Source organism: Sedimentitalea xiamensis (genome assembly GCF_030164465.1).
In the GTDB taxonomy this organism is placed as follows: Bacteria; Pseudomonadota; Alphaproteobacteria; order Rhodobacterales; family Rhodobacteraceae; genus Sedimentitalea; species Sedimentitalea xiamensis.
Genome location: NZ_JASNJE010000006.1, coordinates 161,431 through 183,054 on the forward strand (window position 1 = coordinate 161,431; position 21,624 = coordinate 183,054).

The 21,624-nt window shown below is 59.5% G+C and carries 24 protein-coding genes and 1 pseudogene; 22 read left to right on the top strand and 3 right to left on the bottom strand.

What is annotated here, in order from left to right; all coding sequences use genetic code 11:
- Window positions 1-96 precede the first annotated feature (96 nt).
- From fabF to QO034_RS07505, 19 genes are all read left to right on the top strand, one after another.
- The gene (gene fabF, locus QO034_RS07415) at window positions 97-1,362 is read left to right on the top strand and encodes a beta-ketoacyl-ACP synthase II (protein ID WP_284484876.1); all 1,266 of its coding nucleotides are present in this window, start codon (window positions 97-99) and stop codon (window positions 1,360-1,362) included.
- Window positions 1,362-2,516, top strand: coding sequence for an endolytic transglycosylase MltG (mltG, locus tag QO034_RS07420; RefSeq protein WP_284484877.1), 1,155 nt, complete (start codon window positions 1,362-1,364; stop codon window positions 2,514-2,516). The genes fabF and mltG overlap by 1 nt, the downstream gene beginning before the upstream one ends.
- A 233-nt stretch (window positions 2,517-2,749) precedes the next feature.
- Entirely contained in the window at window positions 2,750-3,079 is a 330-nt protein-coding gene (locus tag QO034_RS07425) for a hypothetical protein (protein WP_284484878.1), read from the top strand.
- Between the two features lie 7 nt (window positions 3,080-3,086).
- A complete protein-coding gene (locus QO034_RS07430) occupies window positions 3,087-4,373 on the top strand; it encodes a DNA-packaging protein (RefSeq protein WP_456115086.1) in 1,287 nt (428 codons plus the stop codon).
- Window positions 4,374-4,502: 129 nt separating this feature from the next.
- Window positions 4,503-5,690: a phage portal protein gene (locus QO034_RS07435; RefSeq protein WP_284484879.1), complete on the top strand. Its 1,188-nt coding sequence runs from the start codon at window positions 4,503-4,505 to the stop codon at window positions 5,688-5,690.
- A complete protein-coding gene (locus tag QO034_RS07440; protein ID WP_284484880.1) occupies window positions 5,683-5,910 on the top strand; it encodes a GTA head formation protein, RCAP_rcc01685 family in 228 nt (75 codons plus the stop codon). Before QO034_RS07435 ends, QO034_RS07440 begins: the two co-directional genes overlap by 8 nt.
- A gap of 35 nt (window positions 5,911-5,945) precedes the next feature.
- Complete coding sequence (locus QO034_RS07445; RefSeq protein WP_284484881.1) at window positions 5,946-6,503, top strand: HK97 family phage prohead protease; 558 nt, start codon at window positions 5,946-5,948, stop codon at window positions 6,501-6,503.
- A gap of 36 nt (window positions 6,504-6,539) precedes the next feature.
- Entirely contained in the window at window positions 6,540-7,721 is a 1,182-nt protein-coding gene (locus QO034_RS07450; protein ID WP_284484882.1) for a phage major capsid protein, read from the top strand.
- Between the two features lie 167 nt (window positions 7,722-7,888).
- Window positions 7,889-8,488, top strand: a complete 600-nt coding sequence (locus tag QO034_RS07455) for a head-tail connector protein (RefSeq protein WP_284484883.1) — start codon at window positions 7,889-7,891, stop codon at window positions 8,486-8,488.
- A complete protein-coding gene (locus QO034_RS07460) occupies window positions 8,485-8,823 on the top strand; it encodes a head-tail adaptor protein (RefSeq protein ID WP_284484884.1) in 339 nt (112 codons plus the stop codon). Before QO034_RS07455 ends, QO034_RS07460 begins: the two co-directional genes overlap by 4 nt.
- Window positions 8,820-9,233: a DUF3168 domain-containing protein gene (locus QO034_RS07465; protein ID WP_284484885.1), complete on the top strand. Its 414-nt coding sequence runs from the start codon at window positions 8,820-8,822 to the stop codon at window positions 9,231-9,233. The genes QO034_RS07460 and QO034_RS07465 overlap by 4 nt, the downstream gene beginning before the upstream one ends.
- Window positions 9,234-9,257: 24 nt before the next feature.
- The gene (locus QO034_RS07470) at window positions 9,258-9,671 is read left to right on the top strand and encodes a phage major tail protein, TP901-1 family (protein ID WP_284484886.1); all 414 of its coding nucleotides are present in this window, start codon (window positions 9,258-9,260) and stop codon (window positions 9,669-9,671) included.
- 4 nt (window positions 9,672-9,675) lie between these two features.
- On the top strand, window positions 9,676-9,996 hold the full coding sequence (locus QO034_RS07475; RefSeq protein ID WP_284484887.1) for a gene transfer agent family protein: 321 nt from the start codon (window positions 9,676-9,678) through the stop codon (window positions 9,994-9,996).
- Window positions 9,993-10,178 (top strand): rcc01693 family protein, encoded by a 186-nt coding sequence (locus tag QO034_RS07480; protein WP_284484888.1) that lies wholly within the window; start codon window positions 9,993-9,995, stop codon window positions 10,176-10,178. The genes QO034_RS07475 and QO034_RS07480 overlap by 4 nt, the downstream gene beginning before the upstream one ends.
- 10 nt (window positions 10,179-10,188) lie before the next feature.
- Entirely contained in the window at window positions 10,189-10,848 is a 660-nt protein-coding gene (locus QO034_RS07485; protein ID WP_284484889.1) for a phage tail tape measure protein, read from the top strand.
- 23 nt (window positions 10,849-10,871) lie between these two features.
- On the top strand, window positions 10,872-11,504 hold the full coding sequence (locus tag QO034_RS07490; protein ID WP_284484890.1) for a DUF2460 domain-containing protein: 633 nt from the start codon (window positions 10,872-10,874) through the stop codon (window positions 11,502-11,504).
- The gene (locus tag QO034_RS07495) at window positions 11,504-12,391 is read left to right on the top strand and encodes a DUF2163 domain-containing protein (RefSeq protein WP_284484891.1); all 888 of its coding nucleotides are present in this window, start codon (window positions 11,504-11,506) and stop codon (window positions 12,389-12,391) included. Before QO034_RS07490 ends, QO034_RS07495 begins: the two co-directional genes overlap by 1 nt.
- On the top strand, window positions 12,391-12,840 hold the full coding sequence (locus QO034_RS07500; RefSeq protein ID WP_284484892.1) for an NlpC/P60 family protein: 450 nt from the start codon (window positions 12,391-12,393) through the stop codon (window positions 12,838-12,840). The genes QO034_RS07495 and QO034_RS07500 overlap by 1 nt, the downstream gene beginning before the upstream one ends.
- Entirely contained in the window at window positions 12,840-16,763 is a 3,924-nt protein-coding gene (locus QO034_RS07505; protein WP_284484893.1) for a baseplate multidomain protein megatron, read from the top strand. The genes QO034_RS07500 and QO034_RS07505 overlap by 1 nt, the downstream gene beginning before the upstream one ends.
- Window positions 16,764-16,950: 187 nt before the next feature.
- On the opposite strand, the pseudogene tnpC reads toward QO034_RS07505, so the two are convergent.
- The 3 genes and pseudogenes from tnpC to QO034_RS07520 all read right to left on the bottom strand — a co-directional run.
- A pseudogene (tnpC, locus tag QO034_RS07510) lies at window positions 16,951-17,643 on the bottom strand (IS66 family transposase); the annotation flags it as partial.
- 129 nt (window positions 17,644-17,772) lie between these two features.
- Window positions 17,773-19,131: an ATP-binding protein gene (locus tag QO034_RS07515; protein ID WP_284484894.1), complete on the bottom strand. Its 1,359-nt coding sequence runs from the start codon at window positions 19,129-19,131 to the stop codon at window positions 17,773-17,775.
- Complete coding sequence (locus tag QO034_RS07520; RefSeq protein ID WP_284484895.1) at window positions 19,128-19,787, bottom strand: response regulator transcription factor; 660 nt, start codon at window positions 19,785-19,787, stop codon at window positions 19,128-19,130. Before QO034_RS07520 ends, QO034_RS07515 begins: the two co-directional genes overlap by 4 nt.
- Window positions 19,788-19,932: 145 nt before the next feature.
- Between QO034_RS07520 and QO034_RS07525 the strand changes: the two genes are divergently transcribed.
- The 3 genes from QO034_RS07525 to QO034_RS07535 all read left to right on the top strand — a co-directional run bounded on the left by QO034_RS07525 (window position 19,933) and on the right by QO034_RS07535 (window position 21,618).
- The gene (locus QO034_RS07525) at window positions 19,933-20,259 is read left to right on the top strand and encodes a PepSY domain-containing protein (protein WP_284484896.1); all 327 of its coding nucleotides are present in this window, start codon (window positions 19,933-19,935) and stop codon (window positions 20,257-20,259) included.
- Window positions 20,252-20,917 (top strand): cytochrome b/b6 domain-containing protein, encoded by a 666-nt coding sequence (locus QO034_RS07530; RefSeq protein ID WP_284484897.1) that lies wholly within the window; start codon window positions 20,252-20,254, stop codon window positions 20,915-20,917. The genes QO034_RS07525 and QO034_RS07530 overlap by 8 nt, the downstream gene beginning before the upstream one ends.
- 167 nt (window positions 20,918-21,084) lie before the next feature.
- Window positions 21,085-21,618, top strand: a complete 534-nt coding sequence (locus tag QO034_RS07535) for a hypothetical protein (RefSeq protein ID WP_284484898.1) — start codon at window positions 21,085-21,087, stop codon at window positions 21,616-21,618.
- Window positions 21,619-21,624 lie beyond the last annotated feature (6 nt).

Consider the following 21,624-nt stretch of genomic DNA (forward strand, 5'->3'; position numbering starts at 1 on the left):
GAAACGCGCTGATGAGAGGTGTGCTGCGCCCTTGCCCCCGTGCCCCGGTGCGGGGTAAGAGCGATGCGCAGGAGAACACGGTCGAGAGGGCAGGTCATGCGCAGAGTAGTCGTAACGGGATTGGGTCTGGTGACGCCGCTGGCCAGCGGCGTCGAGGAAAGCTGGTCGCGCCTGTTGGCCGGGGAGTCCGGAGCCGGGCCGATCAAGCAGTTCGATGCAGTGGCGAGCGGTGTGACGACGACCTATGCCTGCGAAGTGCCGCTGGGCGACGGCAGCAACGGCACGTTCAACGCGGACGACTGGCTGGAACCCAAGGAACGGCGCAAGGTCGATGACTTTATCCTGTTCGGGATCGCTGCGGCGGACATGGCCGTCCGCGATGCGGGCTGGCTGCCCGAGGCGGAAGAAGACCGGCAACGCACGGGCGTGATGATTGGGTCGGGGATCGGCGGTCTGAGTTCGATTGCGGACACGGCCGTGATGATCAAGGAAAAGGGCCCCCGCCGGGTGTCACCGTTCTTCATTCCCGGCGCGCTGATCAACCTGATCTCGGGCCAGGTTAGTATCAGGTTCGGTTTCAAGGGGCCCAACCATTCGGTGGTGACGGCCTGTTCGACCGGCGCGCATGCGATCGGCGATGCGTCCCGGCTGATCCGGTTCGGGGATGCGGATGTCATGATCGCAGGCGGCGCCGAAGCGGCGATCTGCGAGATCGGCATCGCGGGGTTCAATGCCTGCAAGGCTCTGAGCACGAAATTCGCCGATAATCCCAAGGCGGCCAGCCGTCCCTATGATGTCGACCGCGACGGGTTCGTCATGGGCGAAGGTGCGGGGGTCGTCGTTCTGGAAGAATATGAACACGCAAAAGCGCGCGGGGCCAAGATCTATGCCGAGGTTCTTGGCTACGGACTTTCCGGCGATGCATATCACATCACCGCCCCGTCGGAGAACGGGGAAGGCGGCGAGCGGTCGATGCGTATGGCCCTGAAACATGCCGGGCTGGAGCCGAAGGATATTGATTATATCAATGCGCACGGCACGAGTACGATGGCTGATACCATCGAACTCGGAGCTGTCGAACGCATGTTGGGAGAGTTCGCCGGGCAGGTCACGATGTCGTCCACGAAGTCGGCCACAGGACATCTTCTTGGGGCCGCTGGCGCGATCGAGGCGATTTTCGCGATCCTTGCAATCCGTGATCAGGTGGCGCCGCCGACCATCAACCTGGATAACCCGGCGGTGGAGTCCAAGGTCGATCTTGCCCCGAACGCCAAGCGCGAACGCAAGATAGATGTGGCGCTGTCCAATTCGTTCGGCTTTGGTGGGACCAATGCCAGCGTCGTCTTCGGAAAACTCCGCTGATGTGGCGCAGCCTCGCTTCGAACATGCTGACGTTCCTGATCGTCGCGCTGTTCCTTCTGGTCGGTGTCGTCCTGTGGGGGCAGTCGCAATACAGGGCGGAAGGCCCCTTGACGGATGCGATTTGCCTGCGCGTGGACCGTGGGTCGAACATGGGGGTTGTCAGCCGCAGTCTCGAAGAACAGGGCGCGGTCACTGACAGCCTGATCTTCCGCCTGGGTGCGGATTACACCGACAAGACCGGCCAGTTGAAAGCGGGCAGTTTCCTGATCAGGCCGGGCGCGTCGATGGAGCAGATCGTTGATCAGCTGACACGCGGGGGTGCGAGCACTTGTGGTACCGAAATCGTCTACCGTGTGGGGGTCACGAGCACGGAGGCGCAGGTGCGGGAACTGGACCCTGCGACAGATAAGTTCGTGGAGAGGGCCGCGTTCGACCCGACCGTTGACGAAGCTCCGGAAGCCTATGTCGAGAAACGGTCCATGGCGGACACAAGATACCGGATTTCACTGGCCGAGGGCGTGACAAGCTGGCAGGTCGTCGAGGCTCTGAAAGCCATTGACGCGCTTACAGGCGAGGTGGCTGAAATCCCGGCAGAGGGGACACTGGCGCCCGACAGCTACGAAATCGTCGCGGGCGCTGAACGATCGGCAATTTTGGCGAGGATGCAGGAACTGCAAACTTTGCGGATCAATGCGGTCTGGGAAAGCCGCCCCGAGGGGATTTCCCTGGCCAGTCCGGAAGAGATGTTGATATTGGCCTCGATCATCGAAAAGGAAACCGGCGTACCGGAAGAGCGCGGGCAGGTGGCAAGCGTTTTTATCAACCGGTTGAAACAGGGTATGCGGCTTCAGACAGATCCTACGGTGATCTATGGAATAACCAAAGGACAGGGAGTGTTGGGGCGCGGCCTACGGCAAAGCGAATTGCGTGGCCAGACTCCTTGGAACACCTATGTGATAGACGGTCTGCCCCCGACGCCAATCGCGAATCCCGGTCTGGCGAGCCTTGAGGCGGCCGTCGCGCCTGACGAAACAGATTTCGTGTTCTTTGTGGCGGATGGAACCGGCGGGCATGCCTTTGCGACCACGCTTGAGGAACACAATCGGAACGTGGCGAAATGGCGAGAGATCGAGGCCAACCAGTCGAATAACTAGTGTTTCTCGACAGGCCGCTACGGTTGGCCAGTTTCGCGAAATTAGGATTTTGTTAATTATGCCGGACGGTTACGTGGAAAGGGTTTAGAGAATTCGCTTGACTTAGCGAACGGACTCTCGTATAAGTTGTGGCATGCTAGAAGAAGTGGGCGAACGGCCACGGGAGTTTCCCGTCGGTCGTTTTTTCGTTTCTCTCGTGCGGAGAAGTTCACGCATGAGGCTAATGAGCAAATATGACTTTGATTACCCCGGATGAGTGCGTTTCGCGAACAGCTGAACTCTTGGAGTCGGTTCACGAGTCACTTCAAAGACTGCGTCAGCAGGCGGAAGACCTGCGTATGCAGCTTGAAGCCGGGGAGGATACGGATCTAGCGGACGGTAGCAAACAGGTTGCGGCGATCGAAAGACTGATCGGAGCCTGCCAGAAAGTGGAGATCAGCCTTGATGAGCAGCACAAACGACAAGCCGGTATTGTCAGAGGGGACTACGCACTCGACATGGACGTCATTCGATTTGAGATCGGGTGCCGTCTTGCTCGCCTCCGCACCTGCGGAGATACGTGAAAGTTTTTTGGATGAGATCGGAAAGGGGGGGCTTCGCGCCCTCCCTTTTCTTTTTGAGTTCTGGGCACTGGAGCATCAACTGCCACCGGATGGGGACTGGCGTGCCTGGGTTATCATGGGGGGACGGGGCGCGGGCAAGACACGCGCCGGTGCGGAATGGGTTCGAAGCCAAGTGGAGGGCGCAAGGCCGCTGGATCCGGGACGCAAGAGGCGCGTTGCGCTGGTAGGGGAAACCTACGACCAGGTGCGCGAAGTCATGATCAAGGGCGACAGCGGGATCCTGGCCTGTTCTCCGCCGGATCGGATGCCGCAATGGAAAGCCAGCGAACGCAAGCTCATCTGGGACAACGGCGCGGAAGCGCAGGTGTTTTCGGCGAGCGAACCGGAAGCGTTGCGGGGACCCCAGTTCGATGCGGCCTGGGTGGATGAGCTTGCCAAATGGAAAAAGGCGCAGGACACGTGGGACATGCTGCAATTTGCGTTGCGGTTGGGTGAGAAGCCCCAAGTCTGCGTGACCACGACGCCGCGCAATGTCAATATTCTCAAGGCGCTGCTGAAATCGCCATCGACTGTCCTGACGCATGCGCCGACCGAAGCCAACAAGGCCAATCTCGCGGCGAGTTTCCTTGAGGAGGTGCGTAGCCGCTATTCCGGCACGCGCCTTGGCCGGCAGGAATTGGACGGCGTTCTGCTCGCCGATGCCGAGGGTGCGTTGTGGACAACCGAGATGCTTCAGAAGGCCCATGTCGAGATCGTGCCTGAACTGGACCGCATCGTTGTCGCCGTTGACCCGTCGGTGAGTTCCGGGTCCGGGTCGGACGAATGCGGAATCGTGGTCGCAGGTGCCAGGACGCAGGGACCGCCGCGCGATTGGCGCGCCTATGTTCTCGCGGACTGCACCGTGCAGGGAGTCGGTCCGACCGGTTGGGCAAATGCCGCCATAGCGGCGATGGATGTCCACGGAGCAGAGCGGCTCGTGGCGGAAGTCAACCAGGGGGGGCAACTGGTGGAGGAAGTCATCCGGCAAGTCGATCCGCTGGTGGCCTACAAAGGCGTCCATGCGGCGCGGGGTAAATCCGCCAGAGCCGAACCTGTCGCCGCGCTCTATGAACAGGGGCGCGTGAGGCATGTGAGGGGGCTGACCGCTCTGGAAGAACAAATGTGCCTTATGACTCCGAGAGGGTTTGAAGGGCAGGGATCACCGGATCGGATGGATGCCCTGGTCTGGGCATTGCACGAACTGATGATTGCACCGGCCGCGCAATACCGGGTTCCGCGCATAAGAGTTCTTTAACCCTTCGGTGTTGCGGGACCACCGTACGGTGGGTTTTCCGAATTTTACGAAACCTCGATCATAAAGCGTCTCATCGACCCGGTCGGCGCGGACCGGACTCGCGACGGTGATCAGACAGGAGCTTCACACATGGTATTTAAATTCTTGCGTCCTGGCGCTGAAGCGAAGGTTGTGGAAACCAAGGCAAGCGCGACCGGACCCGTAGTGGCCTATCACAGCGCCGGACGGGTTGCCTGGAGCCCGCGGGATACGGTGTCTTTGACGCGGACCGGTTTTTCGGGAAACCCTGTCGGTTTCCGGTCCGTGAAGCTGATCGCCGAAGCGGCGGCTGCGTTGCCGCTGGTCCTGCAGGATCGCAACCAGCGTTTTGATGTTCATCCGATACTGAACCTGGTGCGCCGCCCGAACATGGCGCAGGGCCGTGCAGAGCTGATGGAGGCGCTGTTCGCGCAATTGCTGTTGTCCGGCGACGCTTATGTCGAAGCGGTTGCGAGCGAAGAAAGCGTTCCTCTGGAAATGCACGTCCTCAGATCGGATCGCATGAAGATAGTTCCCGGTGCGGACGGATGGCCGGTGGCCTATGAATACAGTGTTGGTGCGAAGAAACACCGTTTCGATGCGACTGGCCCGGTTTCCCCGATCTGTCATATCAAATCCTTTCATCCGCAAGATGACCACTACGGGTTCTCACCCATGCAGGCAGCCGCCATGGCGGTCGATGTTCACAACAGTGCGTCACGCTGGTCGAAATCGCTGTTGGACAACGCGGCCAGACCCAGTGGTGCATTGGTGTTCAACAGCTCGGAAGGGCATGGCGCCATGGGCGATGACCAGTACCGCCGGCTGTCCGAGGAGATCGAAGCGAACTATCAGGGTGCCCGCAATGCCGGTCGGCCGATGGTTCTGGAGGGTGGTCTGGACTGGAAGCCGATGGGTTTTTCGCCCAGCGATATGGAATTCCAGAAGACCAAGGAATCCGCGGCGCGGGAAATCGCCTTGGCCTTTGGCGTCCCTCCGATGCTGATCGGGATACAGGGTGATGCAACCTATGCCAACTACCAGGAGGCCAACCGCGCATTCTATCGCCTGACGGTTCTGCCGCTGGCCACGCGGGTGGCATCTGCCCTGAGCGATTGGTTGTCACAATTCACCGGTGAAGATTTGGAACTGAAACCTGACCTGGATCAGGTCCCGGCATTGGCCACTGAACGGGATGCCCAATGGTCGCGAGTCTCGAACGCGGATTTCCTGACGAACAGGGAGAAAAGGGCGCTGCTCGGCTTGCCTGCTCTGGCCGAAGGGGATTCGGATGGATGACAAGAGACCGAGATTTGAGTCTTTCGAGTGCGCCCCAGGTCTGAGGTTGGCGGCGCATGAGCGGGTTAGCCAGATCCATCACGAAAACCTCGTCCGCCGGTTGGATCGGCTGGACGAGATGATGGAGCGGCTGGAGCGCAAGCTTTGGCTTACGGTCTATGGCGTTGTCGGCGTGATCCTGAGCCAGGCCGTTCAATCCTTCATCGTTGCGACGCCTTGAGCGTCACACACTCAACTCTTGAAAAGGAGAGTTTAATGGGAACCGAGAACGGACTTGAGCACAAGTTTGCCCGTTTCGGCGATGCCTTGAGCGTCTCGGACGATGCCTTGATCCAGGGATACGCCAGCCTGTTTGGCCAGACGGACCAGGGCGGTGATGTCGTTCGGAAGGGTGCCTACGAGCGATCCCTGTCTCAACTGGCGCATGCAGGACAAAGGGTCAAAATGCTGTGGCAGCACGACCCTGCCCAGCCGATCGGTGTCTGGGACGAGGTCCGGGAGGATGCCAATGGCCTCTGGGTCAAGGGACGGATTCTGGACAGCACCCAGAAGGGCCGGGAGGCAGCGGCGCTGATCGCGGCCGGGGCGATAGATGGGCTTTCGATCGGGTATCGCACCCAGAAAGCGAGTAAGACGGACAAGGGCCACAGGCTTTTGACTGAACTGGAGCTTTGGGAGGTGTCGCTTGTGACCTTCCCGATGCTTCCCAGTGCGCGGGTGGCGGCCAAGGCCGAAAACCTGGAGGTGGAAACCACCATGCGTGAGTTGGCGGCGACATTTCACAGTGCGCGGCTGGAGCTGGCGCGCCGTTAGCCGCGCCTTTCAATCACCAACAGACAGGATGTTCTGATGAGCAAGACCGACGGGCTGGCATCGGCCAGTGAAGGTATGCCCCTGGTTCAGGAGGTGAAGCAGGCGATGACCGGCTTCGTAAGTGAATTCAAGGGCTTTCAAGATGAAATTCAATTCAAGCTTCAACAAACAGAAAAGCGACTGACCATGCTGGATCGAAAATCCCAAATCGCGGCGCGCCCGCATCTTTCCGCCGCAACCGATGAAATGGCCCCGCACCAGAAAGCCTTCAACGCCTATGTGCGTTCCGGCGACGATGACGGTCTGCGCGGATTGGACCTGGCAGGCAAGTCCATGTCGACCGCTGTGAACAGCGATGGCGGTTTTCTCGTCGATCCGCAAACCGCCGACACGGTGAAATCCGTTCTGCAGTCGACCGCTTCGATCCGTTCGATCGCGTCCGTGGTCAATGTCGAAGCAACCAGTTTTGACGTTCTGGTGGATCACACCGATGTCGGCGCCGGCTGGGCGAGCGAAACCGGGGCGCGGAGCGAAACGGACACGCCTCAGATCGATCGTATCACCATTCAGCTTCACGAACTGAGTGCTTTGCCGAAGGCGAGCCAGCGGCTTCTGGACGACAGCGCCTTTGACATCGAAGGCTGGCTGGCGGGTCGCATCGCCGACAAGTTTTCCCGTGCCGAAGCCGCTGCCTTCCTGAACGGCGATGGGCTGGACAAGCCTCGCGGCATCCTGAGCCACAACAAGGTCGACAACGATGTCTGGGCCTGGGGCAACATTGGCTATGTGCCGACTGGCGTCGATGGCGACATCGGGTTCGGTGATGCGATCGTTGACCTGGTCTATGCGCTGGGTGCGCAATATCGGGCAAACGCGACGTTTGTGATGAATTCGAAGACGGCCGGGCTTGTCCGCAAGCTCAAGGACGCCGACGGGCGTTTCCTGTGGTCCGATGGTCTCGCCGCGGGCGAGCCGGCACGCCTGATGGGCTATCCTGTCGTGGTCGCCGAAGACATGCCCGACGTTGCAAGCGACTCTTTCTCGGTCGCCTTCGGTGATTTCAATGCAGGCTATACCATCGCCGAACGCCCGGACCTGCGGGTGCTGCGTGATCCGTTCAGCGCGAAACCTCATGTTCTTTTCTATGCGACCAAACGTGTCGGCGGTGATGTTTCGGATTTTGCCGCGATCAAATTGCTGAAATTCGGCGTCGCCTAAAGCGGCGTCCGATACAGGGCCATTATAGGCTCTGTGGTGGACGCGCGTCTGGAGAGACCCCTCATGTTGTCTAGCTGCTCCCCTCCGTCCGAGCAATGTGGGGCGACGCGTGTCCACCGAAACCGAATGAACTGGCCCGGAGGGGTCCGAGCTTGCGGAGTGACGTTATGATGTTGATCGAAGAAACCACCGTGCCCGATACGGCATTGCCAGTGGCCGAGTTCAAGGCGCATTTGCGGTTGGGTACTGGCTTTGGTGAGGAGAGCTTGCAGGACAGCGTTCTGAAAAGTTTTCTTCGCGCAGCAATCGCGGCGATCGAGGCGCGGACCGGCAAGATATTGATTACGAGAGAGTTTTCATGGTCTTTGACCGGTTGGCGTGACCGCTCCGGGCAAGCGCTGCCTGTTTCTCCGGTCACGGAGATCAGCCGAGTGACCTTGATCGATGCGCTGGAGATCGAATCCGAGTTGCCGAGCTACAGGTTCCGCCTGGAGAAGGACAGCCAGCGCCCGAGGTTGCGTCCGACAGACAGCCTATTGCCGATGGTGAGAACCGGAGGGTCGGTTCGCATTAACTTCCGCGCCGGATTCGCGCCGACCTGGGGGGAGTTGCCAGCGGATCTGGGGCAGGCCGTACTGTTGTTGGCCGCTCACTACTATGAGTACAGAAATGAGACAGCATTGAGCGACGGGTGCATGCCATTCGGCGTCAGCAGCTTGCTTCAACGCTACCGGGTGATGCGCATCGGGATTGGATCGGTCCAATGAACGGGCCGCATCTGAATCGTCTGTTGTCTCTGGAGGCTCCGATACGGATCGCTGACGGGGCCGGCGGCTACGTGGAAACCTGGGCCGTGCTGGGTGAACACTGGGCGGAAGTCCGGTCCCGGACCGGCCGGGAACGCGACGAGGCTGGCGTTCCGATATCGACGGTCAGCTACAACATCGTGGTGCGCAGTGCGCCGTTCGGCTCGACTGCACGCCCCATGCCGCAACAAAGGTTTCGGGATGGCCAGCGGCTTTTCGTTATTCAGGCGGTGGCAGAACGGGATCGCGAAGGCCGGTTCCTGACATGTTTCGCGGATGAGGAATTGGTCGCATGAGTTATGGGCTTGCAAATGCACTACAGACGGCAGTCTACCAGCAGCTCCGTTCTGACGCCCTCGTCAGCACGCTGGTCGGCAACGCCGTCTACGACGCTCTGCCGGTCGGCGATGTACCGAACCTGTACGTAACCCTTGGTCCGGAAACCGTTCGGGACAGGTCTGACATCAGCGGCGTCGGCGCAGAACACCGATTCATCATTTCCGTGGTGACGGATGAGGCCGGATTCGGTGCGGCCAAAAACGTTGCTGCGGCCGTTGGCGACGCGCTGATCGACGCGGATCTGCCGTTGTCGCGCGGTCGCTTGGTCGGACTTTGGTTCGATCGGGCAACAGCACGGCGGACAGGCAAAGCGGGGCGTGTGCGGCGCATCGATCTGAGATTTCGCGCACGCGTCGAAGACAACTAATCAACCAATTTTTGGAGACACGATATGGGTGCCCAGAACGGCAAGGACCTGTTGGTCAAGGTGGATATGAATGGTGGCGGGCTTTTTGAGACAATCGCCGGTCTTCGCGCAACGCGCGTCAGTTTCAACGCGGAAAGCGTGGACGTGACCAGTCTCGAAAGCCAGGGCGGTTGGAGAGAGCTATTGTCCGGCGCTGGTGTCAAATCGGCCGCGATTTCCGGGTCTGGAGTATTCAAGGACGCCGGAACCGATGAACGCGCGCGCCAGCTCTTCTTTGACGGGGAAACCCCTGATTTCCAGGTGATCATTCCTGATTTTGGCGTTGTCGAAGGCCCTTTTCAGGTGACGTCTATTGAGTATGCGGGAAGCCACAACGGCGAAGCCACCTATGAGATGTCTTTGGCGAGCGCCGGAGCGCTCACGTTCACGGCGCTGTAGTCCTGTGGCGAACCCGTGGACTGGAGAGGTGGCCTTGGTCATCGATGGAAAGAAGCGTGTCTTGAAACTCACTCTCGGAGCGTTGGCGGAATTGGAACAGGTTCTGGAAACAAAGTCTCTCGTGGCTCTTGTCGAGAGGTTCGAAGGCGGATCGTTCACCACGAAGGATGTGATTTCCCTGATCGCGGCGGGACTGCAAGGCGGCGGAACAGATATTTCGGCGGTCGACCTTGGCCGGGCGGACATCAAGGGCGGACCAATGATGGCCGCACGGGTTGCCGCAGAGCTTCTTGCCCGTGCCTTCATGTTGCCTGGGGAAGAATGACAAGCTTTGACTGGGCGGCCTTGATGCGAGCCGGACTGCAGGGCCTGAGACTTACACCGGACGTGTTCTGGAACCTGACACCCGCGGAACTGCGCCTGATGTTGGGAAATGCGACGGCCGAGTCATCGTTATCCCGCGCTGGACTGGATGCATTGTTGGCTGCCTATCCAGACGAAAAATGAGGAAAAGTTGATGAGCGACGAGATTGGTATGACGGCCCTCGAAGGTCAGGCTGAAGCGTTGGAGGACAGCCTTGGTGCCGCGGCCAACATGGCCGCGGGGTTTGATTCCGAACTCCAACGGGTCCGAAATTCCCTCGCTGGCACGGGAAAGGACATCGCGTCGCTGGAGCGGGGACTGTCCAACGGACTTAGGCGGGCCTTTGATGGAGTTGCGTTTGACGGCATGAAGCTGTCGGATGCGCTGGAAACGGTCGCGCAATCCATGATTCAGACGACGTATTCGGCCGCGATCAAGCCGGTCGCAAATCATTTTGGCGGACTTTTGGCGCAGGGCGTCAATGGAATTGTCGAAGGTATTTTGCCATTTGCCGATGGCGCGAGTTTCTCACAAGGCCGTGTTACTCCGTTTGCAAACGGCGGAATCGTATCCGGACCGACAACTTTCCCGATGCGCGGAGGGATGGGACTCATGGGCGAAGCGGGCCCGGAAGCGATCATGCCACTCGCGAGAGGTGCCGACGGAAAACTAGGGGTGCGAAGTGCCGGTGGTCGCTCGGTTAACGTCGTGATGAATATCACAACGCCTGACGTGCAGGGTTTCAACCGGAGCCAGGGTCAGATCGCGGCTCAGATGAGCCGGGCTTTGGGCCGCGGCAATCGCAACCGGTGAACGGAAAGACAGGGGAGAAGAATATGAGCTTCCACGAAGTGAGATTTCCGGCTTCGCTGAGCTTTGGCTCGGTTGGCGGGCCTGAACGACGCACGGATGTCGTGACGCTGGCCAATGGATACGAAGAGCGCAACACGCCTTGGGCCCATTCGCGACGTCGGTATGATGCCGGTCTGGGCATGCGATCCCTGGACGACATTGAGACCCTGATTTCCTTTTTCGAAGCTCGGAGAGGTCAGATGTTCGGTTTTCGTTGGAAGGACTGGTCTGATTTCAAGTCGGGGCGGTCATCGGCTGAAACGTCGTTTGACGATCAGGTCATCGCCATTGCCGATGGTCACAGAACCGAGTTTCCGTTGGTCAAGACTTACCGATCTGGAGAGTTCTCATACGTCAGGCCGATTGCCAAACCTGTGCTTGGCTCGGTTCGTATCGGAATCGAACAAGATGAGATGAAGGAGTCGGTCGACTTTTTTGTCGATGTTGCGACCGGTTTCATCCGCTTTGAACAACCCCCCGCGGAAACCATGAGAATAACCGCCGGGTTCGAGTTCGACGTTCCCGTCCGGTTTGACACTGATCGCATCCAAACCAGCGTTGCCAGCTTTCAAGCAGGCGATGTGCCCAATGTTCCTGTCATTGAGGTTCGTGTGTGATGGTGGCAGATAGCGAGGCTTTTCAGGAGCATGTCTCCACCGGCTTGACCACCCTGTGTCGGTGCTGGGCCATCACGCGCAAGGATGGCGTACAGATTGGGTTCACGGATCACGATTTGCCCCTGTTTTTTGAGAATATTGCCTTTAAGGCGGATACGGGCTTGTCGGCCTTGGCCTTACAGCAGAGTACAGGTCTTTCAATCGACAATACCGAAGTTCTTGGTGCACTCAGCGATGCTGCAGTGCGCGAAACAGACATTGTTGCCGGGCGGTTCGATGGTGCCGAAGTTCGGTCCTGGTTGGTGAACTGGGAAGACGTTTCCATTCGGAAACTGCAGTTTCGCGGCTCTATTGGGGAATTGCGCCGCGGCGGCGGCGCCTTTCACGCGGAACTTCGCGGTCTGACCGAAGAACTCAACAAGCCGATTGGGCGGATTTATCAGCGTCCGTGCACCGCTGTGCTTGGTGATTCCAGCTGCGGATTCGATCTGGATTCGGATGGGTACTTTCTGGAACGCGGCGCGGAGCTGGTTGAAGACGCACGCATCTTTCGCTGGAAAAGCTTATCAGACTTCGAGCCAGGTTGGTTTGCTCGAGGTCGGCTTTCGGTCAAGTCTGGTGAAGCGGCAGGTCTTTGGGGCGTCATCAAAAGCGATCGGTTTGAAGGCGATCTTCGCGTCATCGAATTGTGGGAACCCATCCGTGCAAACGTAGCGGCGAATGACTTGCTTAGATTGGATGCCGGGTGCGACAAGCGCATGGAAACCTGCCGTCTGAAGTTTGCAAACTTCGTCAACTTCCAAGGATTTCCCGATATTCCCAGTGAAGACTGGGTTATGGCCGTTCCAAAGCAGAGTGGCAGGAATTCTGGAGGGAGCCTGCGCTGATGTCGGATAAGAAATGTATCGTCACCATCGCACGGAGTTGGATTGGGACGCCCTATCGCCACCAGGCGGCCACCAAGTCAGCGGGAACAGACTGCCTGGGACTCATTCGCGGAGTGTGGCGGGAACTGAACGGATTCGAGCCGGAAAGCGTTCCTCCATATTCGATGGACTGGTCGGAACCACAGGGAGAGGAACGTCTGTGGGAGGCCGCCAAGCGTCACTTGATTGCCAAACCCATATCGGTTCCAGAAATGGAACCAGGCGAGATTGTGCTCTTCCGGATGAAAACCGACGCCGTTGCCAAGCATCTCGGCCTCATCGCTGACACCGGCAAGCAGCCGACCTTTATCCATGCATATTCTTATCATGGGGTAGTCGAAAGCCCCCTGAGTGAACCCTGGCGGCGCAGAATAGTTGCCCGTTTCATTTATCCTTTGGAGATCATCTGATGGCGACCATACTTCTTTCAGCCGCAGGCGCCGCCATTGGAGGATCCATTGGTGGGTCTGTGGCCGGGCTTTCTTCTGTTGTGATTGGACGCGCGGTTGGCGCTACGCTCGGCCAGGCGATAGATCAACGTCTATTGGGCCAGGGTGCGACGGCGGTCGAGACGGGTCGGGTCGACAGGTTCAGGTTGACCAATGCCGGCGAAGGAAACCCCATTGCGCAGGTGTATGGGCGCACGAGGGTCGGAGGACAGGTTATCTGGTCCTCTGACTTCAGAGAGTCGTCCAGCACAACCGATGGTGGGGGCAAGGGTAGCCCAAGCACGCCGGAAGTGACGACCTTCAGCTATTCCGTTTCGCTTGCGGTTGCTGTTTGCGAAGGTGAAATCAATTCGATCGGAAGAGTCTGGGCGGACGGAACCGAAGTTTCAAAAGACGATTTGAACATGCGCGTCTATCCCGGAAGCAGAGATCAGCCGCCGGACCCAACCATGGAGGCCGTGGAGGGTCGGGGCAATGTTCCGGCATACCGGGGAACGGCCTATATTGTGTTTGACAACTTGCCACTGGGCAAGTTCGGGAACCGAGTTCCGCAATTCTCCTTCGAAGTGATCCGGACGGAGCAAGAAAGCTCGAGAACTTTTGAGCGCGATCTGCCTCAACTTGTGAGGGGTGTGGCGTTGATGCCTGGAACCGGAGAATATGCTTTGGCGACGTCGCCCGTGTATTACACGAAGGAACCTGGAAGCAGCTGGCCGGCGAACATCAATAGCCCGTCCGGGAAAACGGATTTCGTTACTTCGATGGAAATGCTGGCCGACGAACTACCAAAATGCGATGCGGCATCTCTGGTCGTTTCGTGGTTTGGAGATGATCTGAGGTGCGGGTATTGTCAAGTTCAGCCGAAGTTCGAGCGACGCGAAGTTGAAGGAAGCAATATGCCCTGGAGCGTTTCGGGACGAACCAGATCAACGGCGCTGGAAATTGCGGAGGAGGAAGGTCGGCCAATTTATGGTGGTACACCTGCCGACAAAGCGGTCATCGAGGCCATCCGTCACATGAATGCGCAAGATCGCCGTGTGATGTTCTATCCCTTTATCCTTATGGATCAAACCAGCGGAAATGGTTTGCCTGACCCGTGGACTGGCGCCGAGAACCAACCGGTCCTCCCCTGGCGGGGGCGGATCACGTTATCGGCGGCACCGGGAACCGAAACGTCCCCCGACGGAACCGAAGCGGCGGATGCGGAAGTTCAGAAACTTTTCGGCAAAGCAAAAGCGTCGGATTTCAAAGTTGTTAGCGGGAATGTTTCTTACCATGGACCGCAGGAATGGGGACTTCGGCGATTCATTTTGCACTACGCGGCGCTTTGCGCCGCAGCAGGCGGGGTATCATCTTTCTGCATTGGGTCAGAGATGAGAAGCCTCACGCAGATCAGGGGCGCGAACGGATTTCCTGCGGTTTCCGCATTGAAGGAATTGGCTGGGGAAGTGCGAAAACTGGTGGGATCCGAAACGAAGATCGGCTATGCGGCGGATTGGTCAGAGTACTTCGGCTATCAGCCACAGGATGGTAGCGGAAATCGATACTTTCATCTTGATCCACTTTGGGCAGATGAGAATATCGATTTCATCGGAATTGACAACTATATGCCCTTGTCTGACTGGCGCGATGGCGCAGATCATGCCGATTCGGAATGGGAGTCCGTTTACAATCCGGAGTACTTGCAGAAAAACATCGAAGGCGGAGAAGGGTATGATTGGCACTATCATTCTTCGGAAGCGAGATCGGCACAGATACGGACCGAGATTTCGGATCTTGAACATGGTGAACCCTGGGTCTGGCGATACAAAGATCTGCGTTCGTGGTGGAGCAAGCCGCATCATGAACGCATTGATGGGGTGCGGCAGGTCGAACCGACGGCGTGGGTTCCCCAATCAAAGCCGATCTGGTTTACTGAACTGGGTTGTGCCGCAGTAGACAAGGGCACCAACGAACCAAATAAGTTCGTGGATCCGAAATCTTCGGAATCCAGCCTGCCAAGCTTCTCGAACGGAATGCGCGATGACTTCATGCAAATGCAGTTTCTGCAAACGGTTCTTGCGTATTGGCAGGATGGCGATCGGAACCCGAATTCGGATCTTTATGACGGCAAGATGGTCGATGTTTCGAATGCTTATGTTTGGGCATGGGATACACGCCCATACCCAATGTTTCCAAACAATCGGATGCAATGGGACGACGGGGCAAACTATGCCCGTGGGCACTGGATCAATGGAAGAGTCGGAACACGCAGTTTGGCTTCCGTGGTTGAAGAAATATGCGCCCGTTCCGGTCTGACAAAAGTTGATACTAAACGGCTCTTCGGAGTAATTCCCGGATATGTTGTGGAACAAATTGGTGACGCAAGAGGCGCGTTGCAACCTCTTATGTTGCGTTTCGGGTTTGATGCTGTCGAGCGTGATGGATTGTTGATCTTCGCGACGAGAAACGGAAATAATTCCAAACCAATCGATTTGGAAAGAGTCGCCGAATGCGATGAAATCGAAGGAATCCTGCAAAAGAGCAGAGATGCCGAAGCCGAAATGACCGGACGAGTCCGGGTGCGTTTCATTCAATCCGGAGCGGACTATGATCTCGTCGCGGAAGAAGCCGTCATGGCCGACGATGCGACGCATGCCGTTTCGACAAATGATCTCCCACTTTCGATGACCAGGGCCGAGGGGCGTCAGGTTGCGGAGAGATGGCTGGCCGAGGCAAGGGTTTCACGTGACAGGATCCGGCTCGCGCTGCCGCCTTCAATGATTGGCATCGGCGCTGGAGATGTAATCAGGGTGCCAGACTGTCTGGAGAGTGGTGAAGCTCTTTTCAGGATCGACATGGTGGAGCAATCTGGTCTTCAAATCGTTGATGCTGTGCGTGTTGAACGGAACATCTACACGCCTTCAGACATGGCAGACGATCAACCCGCGGCCGCCTCGTTCGTGCCGCCGGCTCAGGTCTTTCCATTGATGATGGACCTGCCGTTGATAGCCGGCGACGAGGTTCCGCATGCTCCGCATCTGGCGGTAACAGCGCAACCTTGGCCGGGCGCGGTCGCGGTATACTCTTCTGTAACCGACGACAGCTACGACTTGAACCGCATAATCCGTCGCCGTTCCATCGTTGGCAGGACCGAAACGGCGCTTGCTTCGGCTGGAATGGGTGTTTGGGACAATGGTGAAGCTTTGCAGGTCAAATTGTTGACCGGTGGGTTGGAATCAAAGTCCGAAGATGCGGTTCTCAAGGGAGCCAATCTTGCTGCAATTGGGGATGGCAGCAGCGGAAACTGGGAGCTTTTTCAGTTTCAGAGTGCTGAACTGATTGCCGAGAGAACGTATCTTCTTTGGCGGCGCCTGCGCGGTCAATTGGGCAGTGATGCGGCGATGAAAGATGTTTGGCCTGCGGGCTCTTGGTTTGTCTTGATGAACAGTATTCCTGAGCAGATTGATCTGAAAAGTGCGCAACGGCGTCTCGAAAGTCACTTTCGAATTGGACCGGCAGCAAAGGGAATTAGTGATCCTTCCTTTTCATACTTGCGTGAAGCGTTCGATGGAAATGGTCTTCGTCCTTATTCGCCATGCCACTTGTCCGTCAACCAAGAGAACGGTGAGGGCATCGATTTCAAATGGATTCGCCGAACCCGCATTGATGGGGACCCATGGGATCTGACCGAAGTGCCGCTAGGGGAAGAACGGGAAGCTTACGTGGTGCGTGTCGCCCAAGGATCAAAAACGATACGGGAAGCAGTAGTTTCAAAACCCAACTGGACCTATTCTCATGCGCAACGGATGGAGGATGCTTTGCTAGGATCTTATGAAGTTTCGGTTGCGCAGGTGTCGGCACTTTATGGTGCAGGCCCATACACGAGCATTCAAGTGACCTGACTCGAACGAAGGCAGGTGAGCCACCCACTAAAATTCGAACACTGACGTAGGCTACGATTTGCTGTCTGCGGATCTTCGACGAGAAGGCGTTCAGGGATGTCGAAAAGGAAACAACACGCGCCCGAGTTCAAGGCGAAGGTGGGGCTGGAAGCGTTGAAGAGTGGTAAGCATCCGGCGTCGGCCGCGGTCATGCTGCGCGTCGGTGTGCTGATGGCTGCCAATTCCAGGGCAGAAGATCGGTCACGCGTGATGCCGTTGTGTTGGGGAGCCGTGCGAGGACGTCAGCAAGCCATGCTTGCGGGTCGATGTCGTTCATCTTTGCCGTGACGATCAAGGAGTACATGAAGGCTGCTCGGTCGCCGCTGCGCTCGGAGCCCGCGAAGAGCCAGGACCTTCTTCCCAGTGCAATCCCGCGAAGTGCGCGCTCGGCTGCATTGTTGGTCAGGCAGATTCGCCCGTCGTTCAGGAAGAGCGTGAAGGCGTCCCAACGGTCCTTCTTGAACATGTAGGCGATCGCCTTGGCGACGGGGTTGTGCTTCGACATGGTGCCCTGCTCGGCCTGCATCCAGTCGTGCAGGTCCTCGACCAGTGGGCGGACCAGCCGGTGCTGGGCCTCGAGCCGGCTGGCGACGTCCAGGCCGTTGATCTCGCGCTCAACCTCAAAGATGGCGTCGATCTTCTTCACGGCTTCCAGCGCGACAGGCGATATGTCGTACGCGGGCTTCTTCTGGCGGGCGTTCTCCTTGATGTCCGCAAGCTCGAAGAACTTCCGTCGAGCATGGCTCCAGCAGAGAGCGCTCAGCACGGGGCCGGGATCACGCCCACCACGGTAGAGGTCGTTATAGCCGCCATAGGCGTCGGCCTGGAGAACGCCCTGGAAACAGACAATCCTGCAGCGCCGCCTGCAGCGCCAATCCGATACCGCCTGGACTGAAACTGAAACCGAACCAGAGCCTTGGCTGCGAAACGGCCCAGGGAGTCCGGAAAAGCCCGACGACGGAAAAGCCGGTTACGAATCCCGCCTCGCGCCGGGGTCCGGAGCATCGGTCGGCAACTTCAGAGAAGCTTGGAAACCGGAAAGGGCGCCCTGAGGCGGCGACTCCAGAACGAGCGAGCTACCGATCCGCTCCGCGATGGCGGCGACGATGGCGAGGCCGAGTCCGCTGCCGTCGGCGCCGGTGGTCGCCCGCTCAAAGCGCGCCGTCAGGCGATCAAGGGTGTCGCGCGGCAGGACGGGACCGTCGTTCGCGACCACCAGGTGGCCATCCGCCGTCAGGCTCACCCCGACCTGCACATTCTCGGTTCCGTGCCGGAGGGCGTTTTCCACGAGGTTGCGGCACAGGATGGCGAAGGCGTCGGGGTCGATGTCCGACATGACGGCAGTGTCAGGCAGGTTCAGCGCGATGCGGCCCGGCGCGCTTGCGCGTCCGATATCGTCCACGACGATGCGCGCGACCGCCCTCAGGTCCGCGCTCCGGTCCATCCGCAGCCGTCCGCCTTCGGCCCGCGCAAGCTGCATGAGGCGTTCGGAAAGCCGGGTCAGGCGCTTGAGCGTCGCCTCTATCTCTGCCGCGCGCGCTTCGGTGGCAGTGTCGCTGGTCTCTGACCTGAGCCTTTGTGCCTGCGCGATGGCGCCCGCCAGCGGCGTCCGCAGCTCGTGTGCAGCGTTGGCGGCGAAGCTGCGTTCGGCCTCGAATGCGTCGCGTAACCTGGCCAGAAGGCTGTTCAGGGCTACGGCCAAGGGGGCGGTCTCTGTCGGCAAGCCCTCGGTAGGAACCTGCGACAGGTCGCGGGCATCACGCGCCTCCAGCTGCGCGCCGAACCGTCGCAGAGGATCGAGGCTGAAGCGGACAGCCAGGATGATCGCCGTCAAGGCGACCGGCAGCACGATCAGCAAGGGCAGGCCGAGGCCCATCTGGATTTCCCGCGCGACCGACATGCGATGCGCGAGAGGTTCCGCCACGGTGATGCGGACAGTGCCCTGAAGGGCGGCGTCGCTGTAGAGCCGGTGGGTTGCCGTCTGTCGAAACCCCTGACCGTCCCAAGGCGGGAACACGGCAGGGTCGGCCGCATGAGATTGCAGCAGGATGCGCCCTTCGGCATCGCGGATGAGGTAGGTGAAGAACTCGTCATGTTCCCGAATCGGCGCGAGCCGCTGCGTCACCCCCTGATCTTCCCGCCCGACGATATCGGTCACGGCCAGCGGCAGGATGCGCTCCGCCGTCTCCCGCAGCGCACTGTCGAAAACCTCGTCCAGCTCACCCCGCACGATCACCGCCGTGACCGTTGCGGCCAGCAGCCACAGCACCGTCAGCACCAGCCCGACCGAAAGGCCAAGCTGCGCCTGCAGGCTGCGCGGCATCTTCATGGTTTGCCCAGTCTGTAGCCCATGCCGCGTTCGGTCTCTATGACTGCGCTCCCCAGCTTCTTGCGCAGCCGGCTGACATGGACCTCGATCGTGTTGCTCTCCACTTCGGCGTCGAAGGTGTAGAGCTTCTCTTCCAGCTGCGCCTTGGACAGGAGTTGCCCGGGCCGCGCGAGGAAGGCTTCGAACAGGGCCCATTCGCGCGCGGTGAGCTGGACGGGCTGGCCGGCGCGATGAACGCTGCGCGCGGCGAGATCGATTTCCAGCGGCCCGTGGGTGACGATGGGATTCGGGTTGCCGCTATAGCGCCGGGCGACAGACCCGATCCGGGCGGACAATTCGGCCAGGTCGAAGGGCTTCACGAGGTAGTCGTCGGCGCCCGCGTTCAAGCCCTCGATACGGTCGGATACCTGGTCGAGCGCGGTCAGGATGATGACCGGCGTCACGTCGCCCCGCACCCGCAAGTTCTTGAGGAAGCCGATGCCACGCCCGTCGGGAAGCATCAGGTCGAGAAGGATCAGGTCGAAGGACGTTGTCTTCACCGCGTCGCCGGCGGCATCGAGCCGCGTGACCCAATCAACCGACTGACCATCGGCCGCGATCTGGTCGCGCACCGCGGCCCCCAGAACCGTGTCGTCCTCGATCAGCAGAATGCGCATCCTCGTTCCCGTCCTTTTCCGATGCCCCTCCATGATCAGACTGTCTGACAACAGCCTGAAGCGGGTGGACCAGGCGCCTTCAGGCTGTTGTCAGCTTCGCCGTGCATGACCTGAATCAAGAGGTGAGCCACGAGGAGTTTGGCCCATGAAGAAGACATTGACAATTCTCGGCTTTCTTACGTTCTTGCCAGCCGGTGTTGCACTTGCGGACGACGACTGCTTCGTGCCGATGGCGGATTGGCAGCCGCGAGACGCCGTCTCCCGGCTTGCCGAGCAGAATGGCTGGACGGTGCGCCGCATCAAGATCGACGACGGCTGCTACGAAATCGACGGCCGGGATGCCGAGGGGCTCCGGATCGAGGTGACGGTCCATCCGGAGACGCTTCAGGTGATCGAGTTCGAATACGAGGACGACGACGATCGTCGCAACAAAGACAGGGCGCGCGATCGCGAAGGAGGCAACAATGACTGACGCAACCACCCATCAACCGCCGCAGATGAACACCGCGCCGACCGGCACGGTCCGGGTCTGGGATCCGCTGATCCGGATCTTCCATTGGAGTCTCGTCGTTGCCTTCATACTCGCCTGGCTGACAGCGGATGAGTGGCAGACCACGCACGAGGTCGCGGGCTATACGGTCGCGGGTCTTGTCGCATTCCGGCTGGTCTGGGGCTTTGCCGGCAGCCGCTACGCGCGCTTTGCCCAGTTCCTGAAGGGACCCGGCACAACGCTCGGCTATATCGGTGACATGATGCGAGGGCGCGAGCGGCGGCACCTCGGTCATAATCCGGCCGGTGCCGCCATGGTCGTCGCGCTGCTGGTGACGCTCTCGGGCACCGCCGTCACCGGCTGGCTCATGGAGGACGAGACCCGCGTGGCGATGCTGCCGGAGATGCCTGCCATCGTGGCACCGGCCTGGGCGGATGACGACGGGGACGCGCAGGGCCAGCGCGGCGGCGAGGAAGGCGCGCTGGAAGAGGTTCATGAAACACTTGCCAACCTGATGCTCTTGCTTGTTGCACTGCATGTGGGCGGGGTCGTGCTGGCGTCGTTCCGGCATCATGAAAACCTTGCGCGTGCCATGGTCACAGGCGACAAGCGCGCCCGTGGCCCGGACGACATCGCCTGACCTGCGCAGACCCCGAGACCGGCTGTCCGTTCGGCCGACTCTGGCCCCGCTCTCCCCGGCGGGGCCCATTTCTTGCTGACAGCAAACTGAAGCTTGAAACGCGGCCCTGTCAGGAAAGCATCAGGCAGGACCGTCACATTGGTCACATCAAGCAAGAGGAGGCTAAAATGCAACAGATCCTGATCGTCGCCGCGGCCCTGACGGCCCTTGCCATTCCGGCCCATGCGACACCTTATGAAACCCCCTATGCCCTGAGTGCGGTGCATGCGGAGTTTCAGACCCGGCTGGAACATGCCGCCGAAACGCCAGGTGCAATCGGCGCGGCCGCCCGCGTGGCCGCCGATCTCATGACACGGCAAAACGCCGCGCAGGAACGGGTGGTCTTGCCGCTGCTTGGCTGGGCCGATGTGACGCCGGCACGCGGTATGAAGGCGTCGGCGGACTTGCCCGACCGGATGCGCATCGAGACGGAAGTGTCGCAACTCTATGACGGTGACGTGAACCTCGTGACGGCTTTGGTCGAGCTCTATGCAGCGGCGGATGAGGCCGGAGATTCCGAAACCGCACGTCTGGCAGAGACAATGATCTGGCACCAGACCAGCGACGCCGAAGTGCTCTACCCGGCAGCCCTGCTTGTCGAAGCGGCCATGCAGGCGCAGGTACCGTCTGCCGATCCGCACAAGCCCGGCACCGGCAACTGAGCTGGT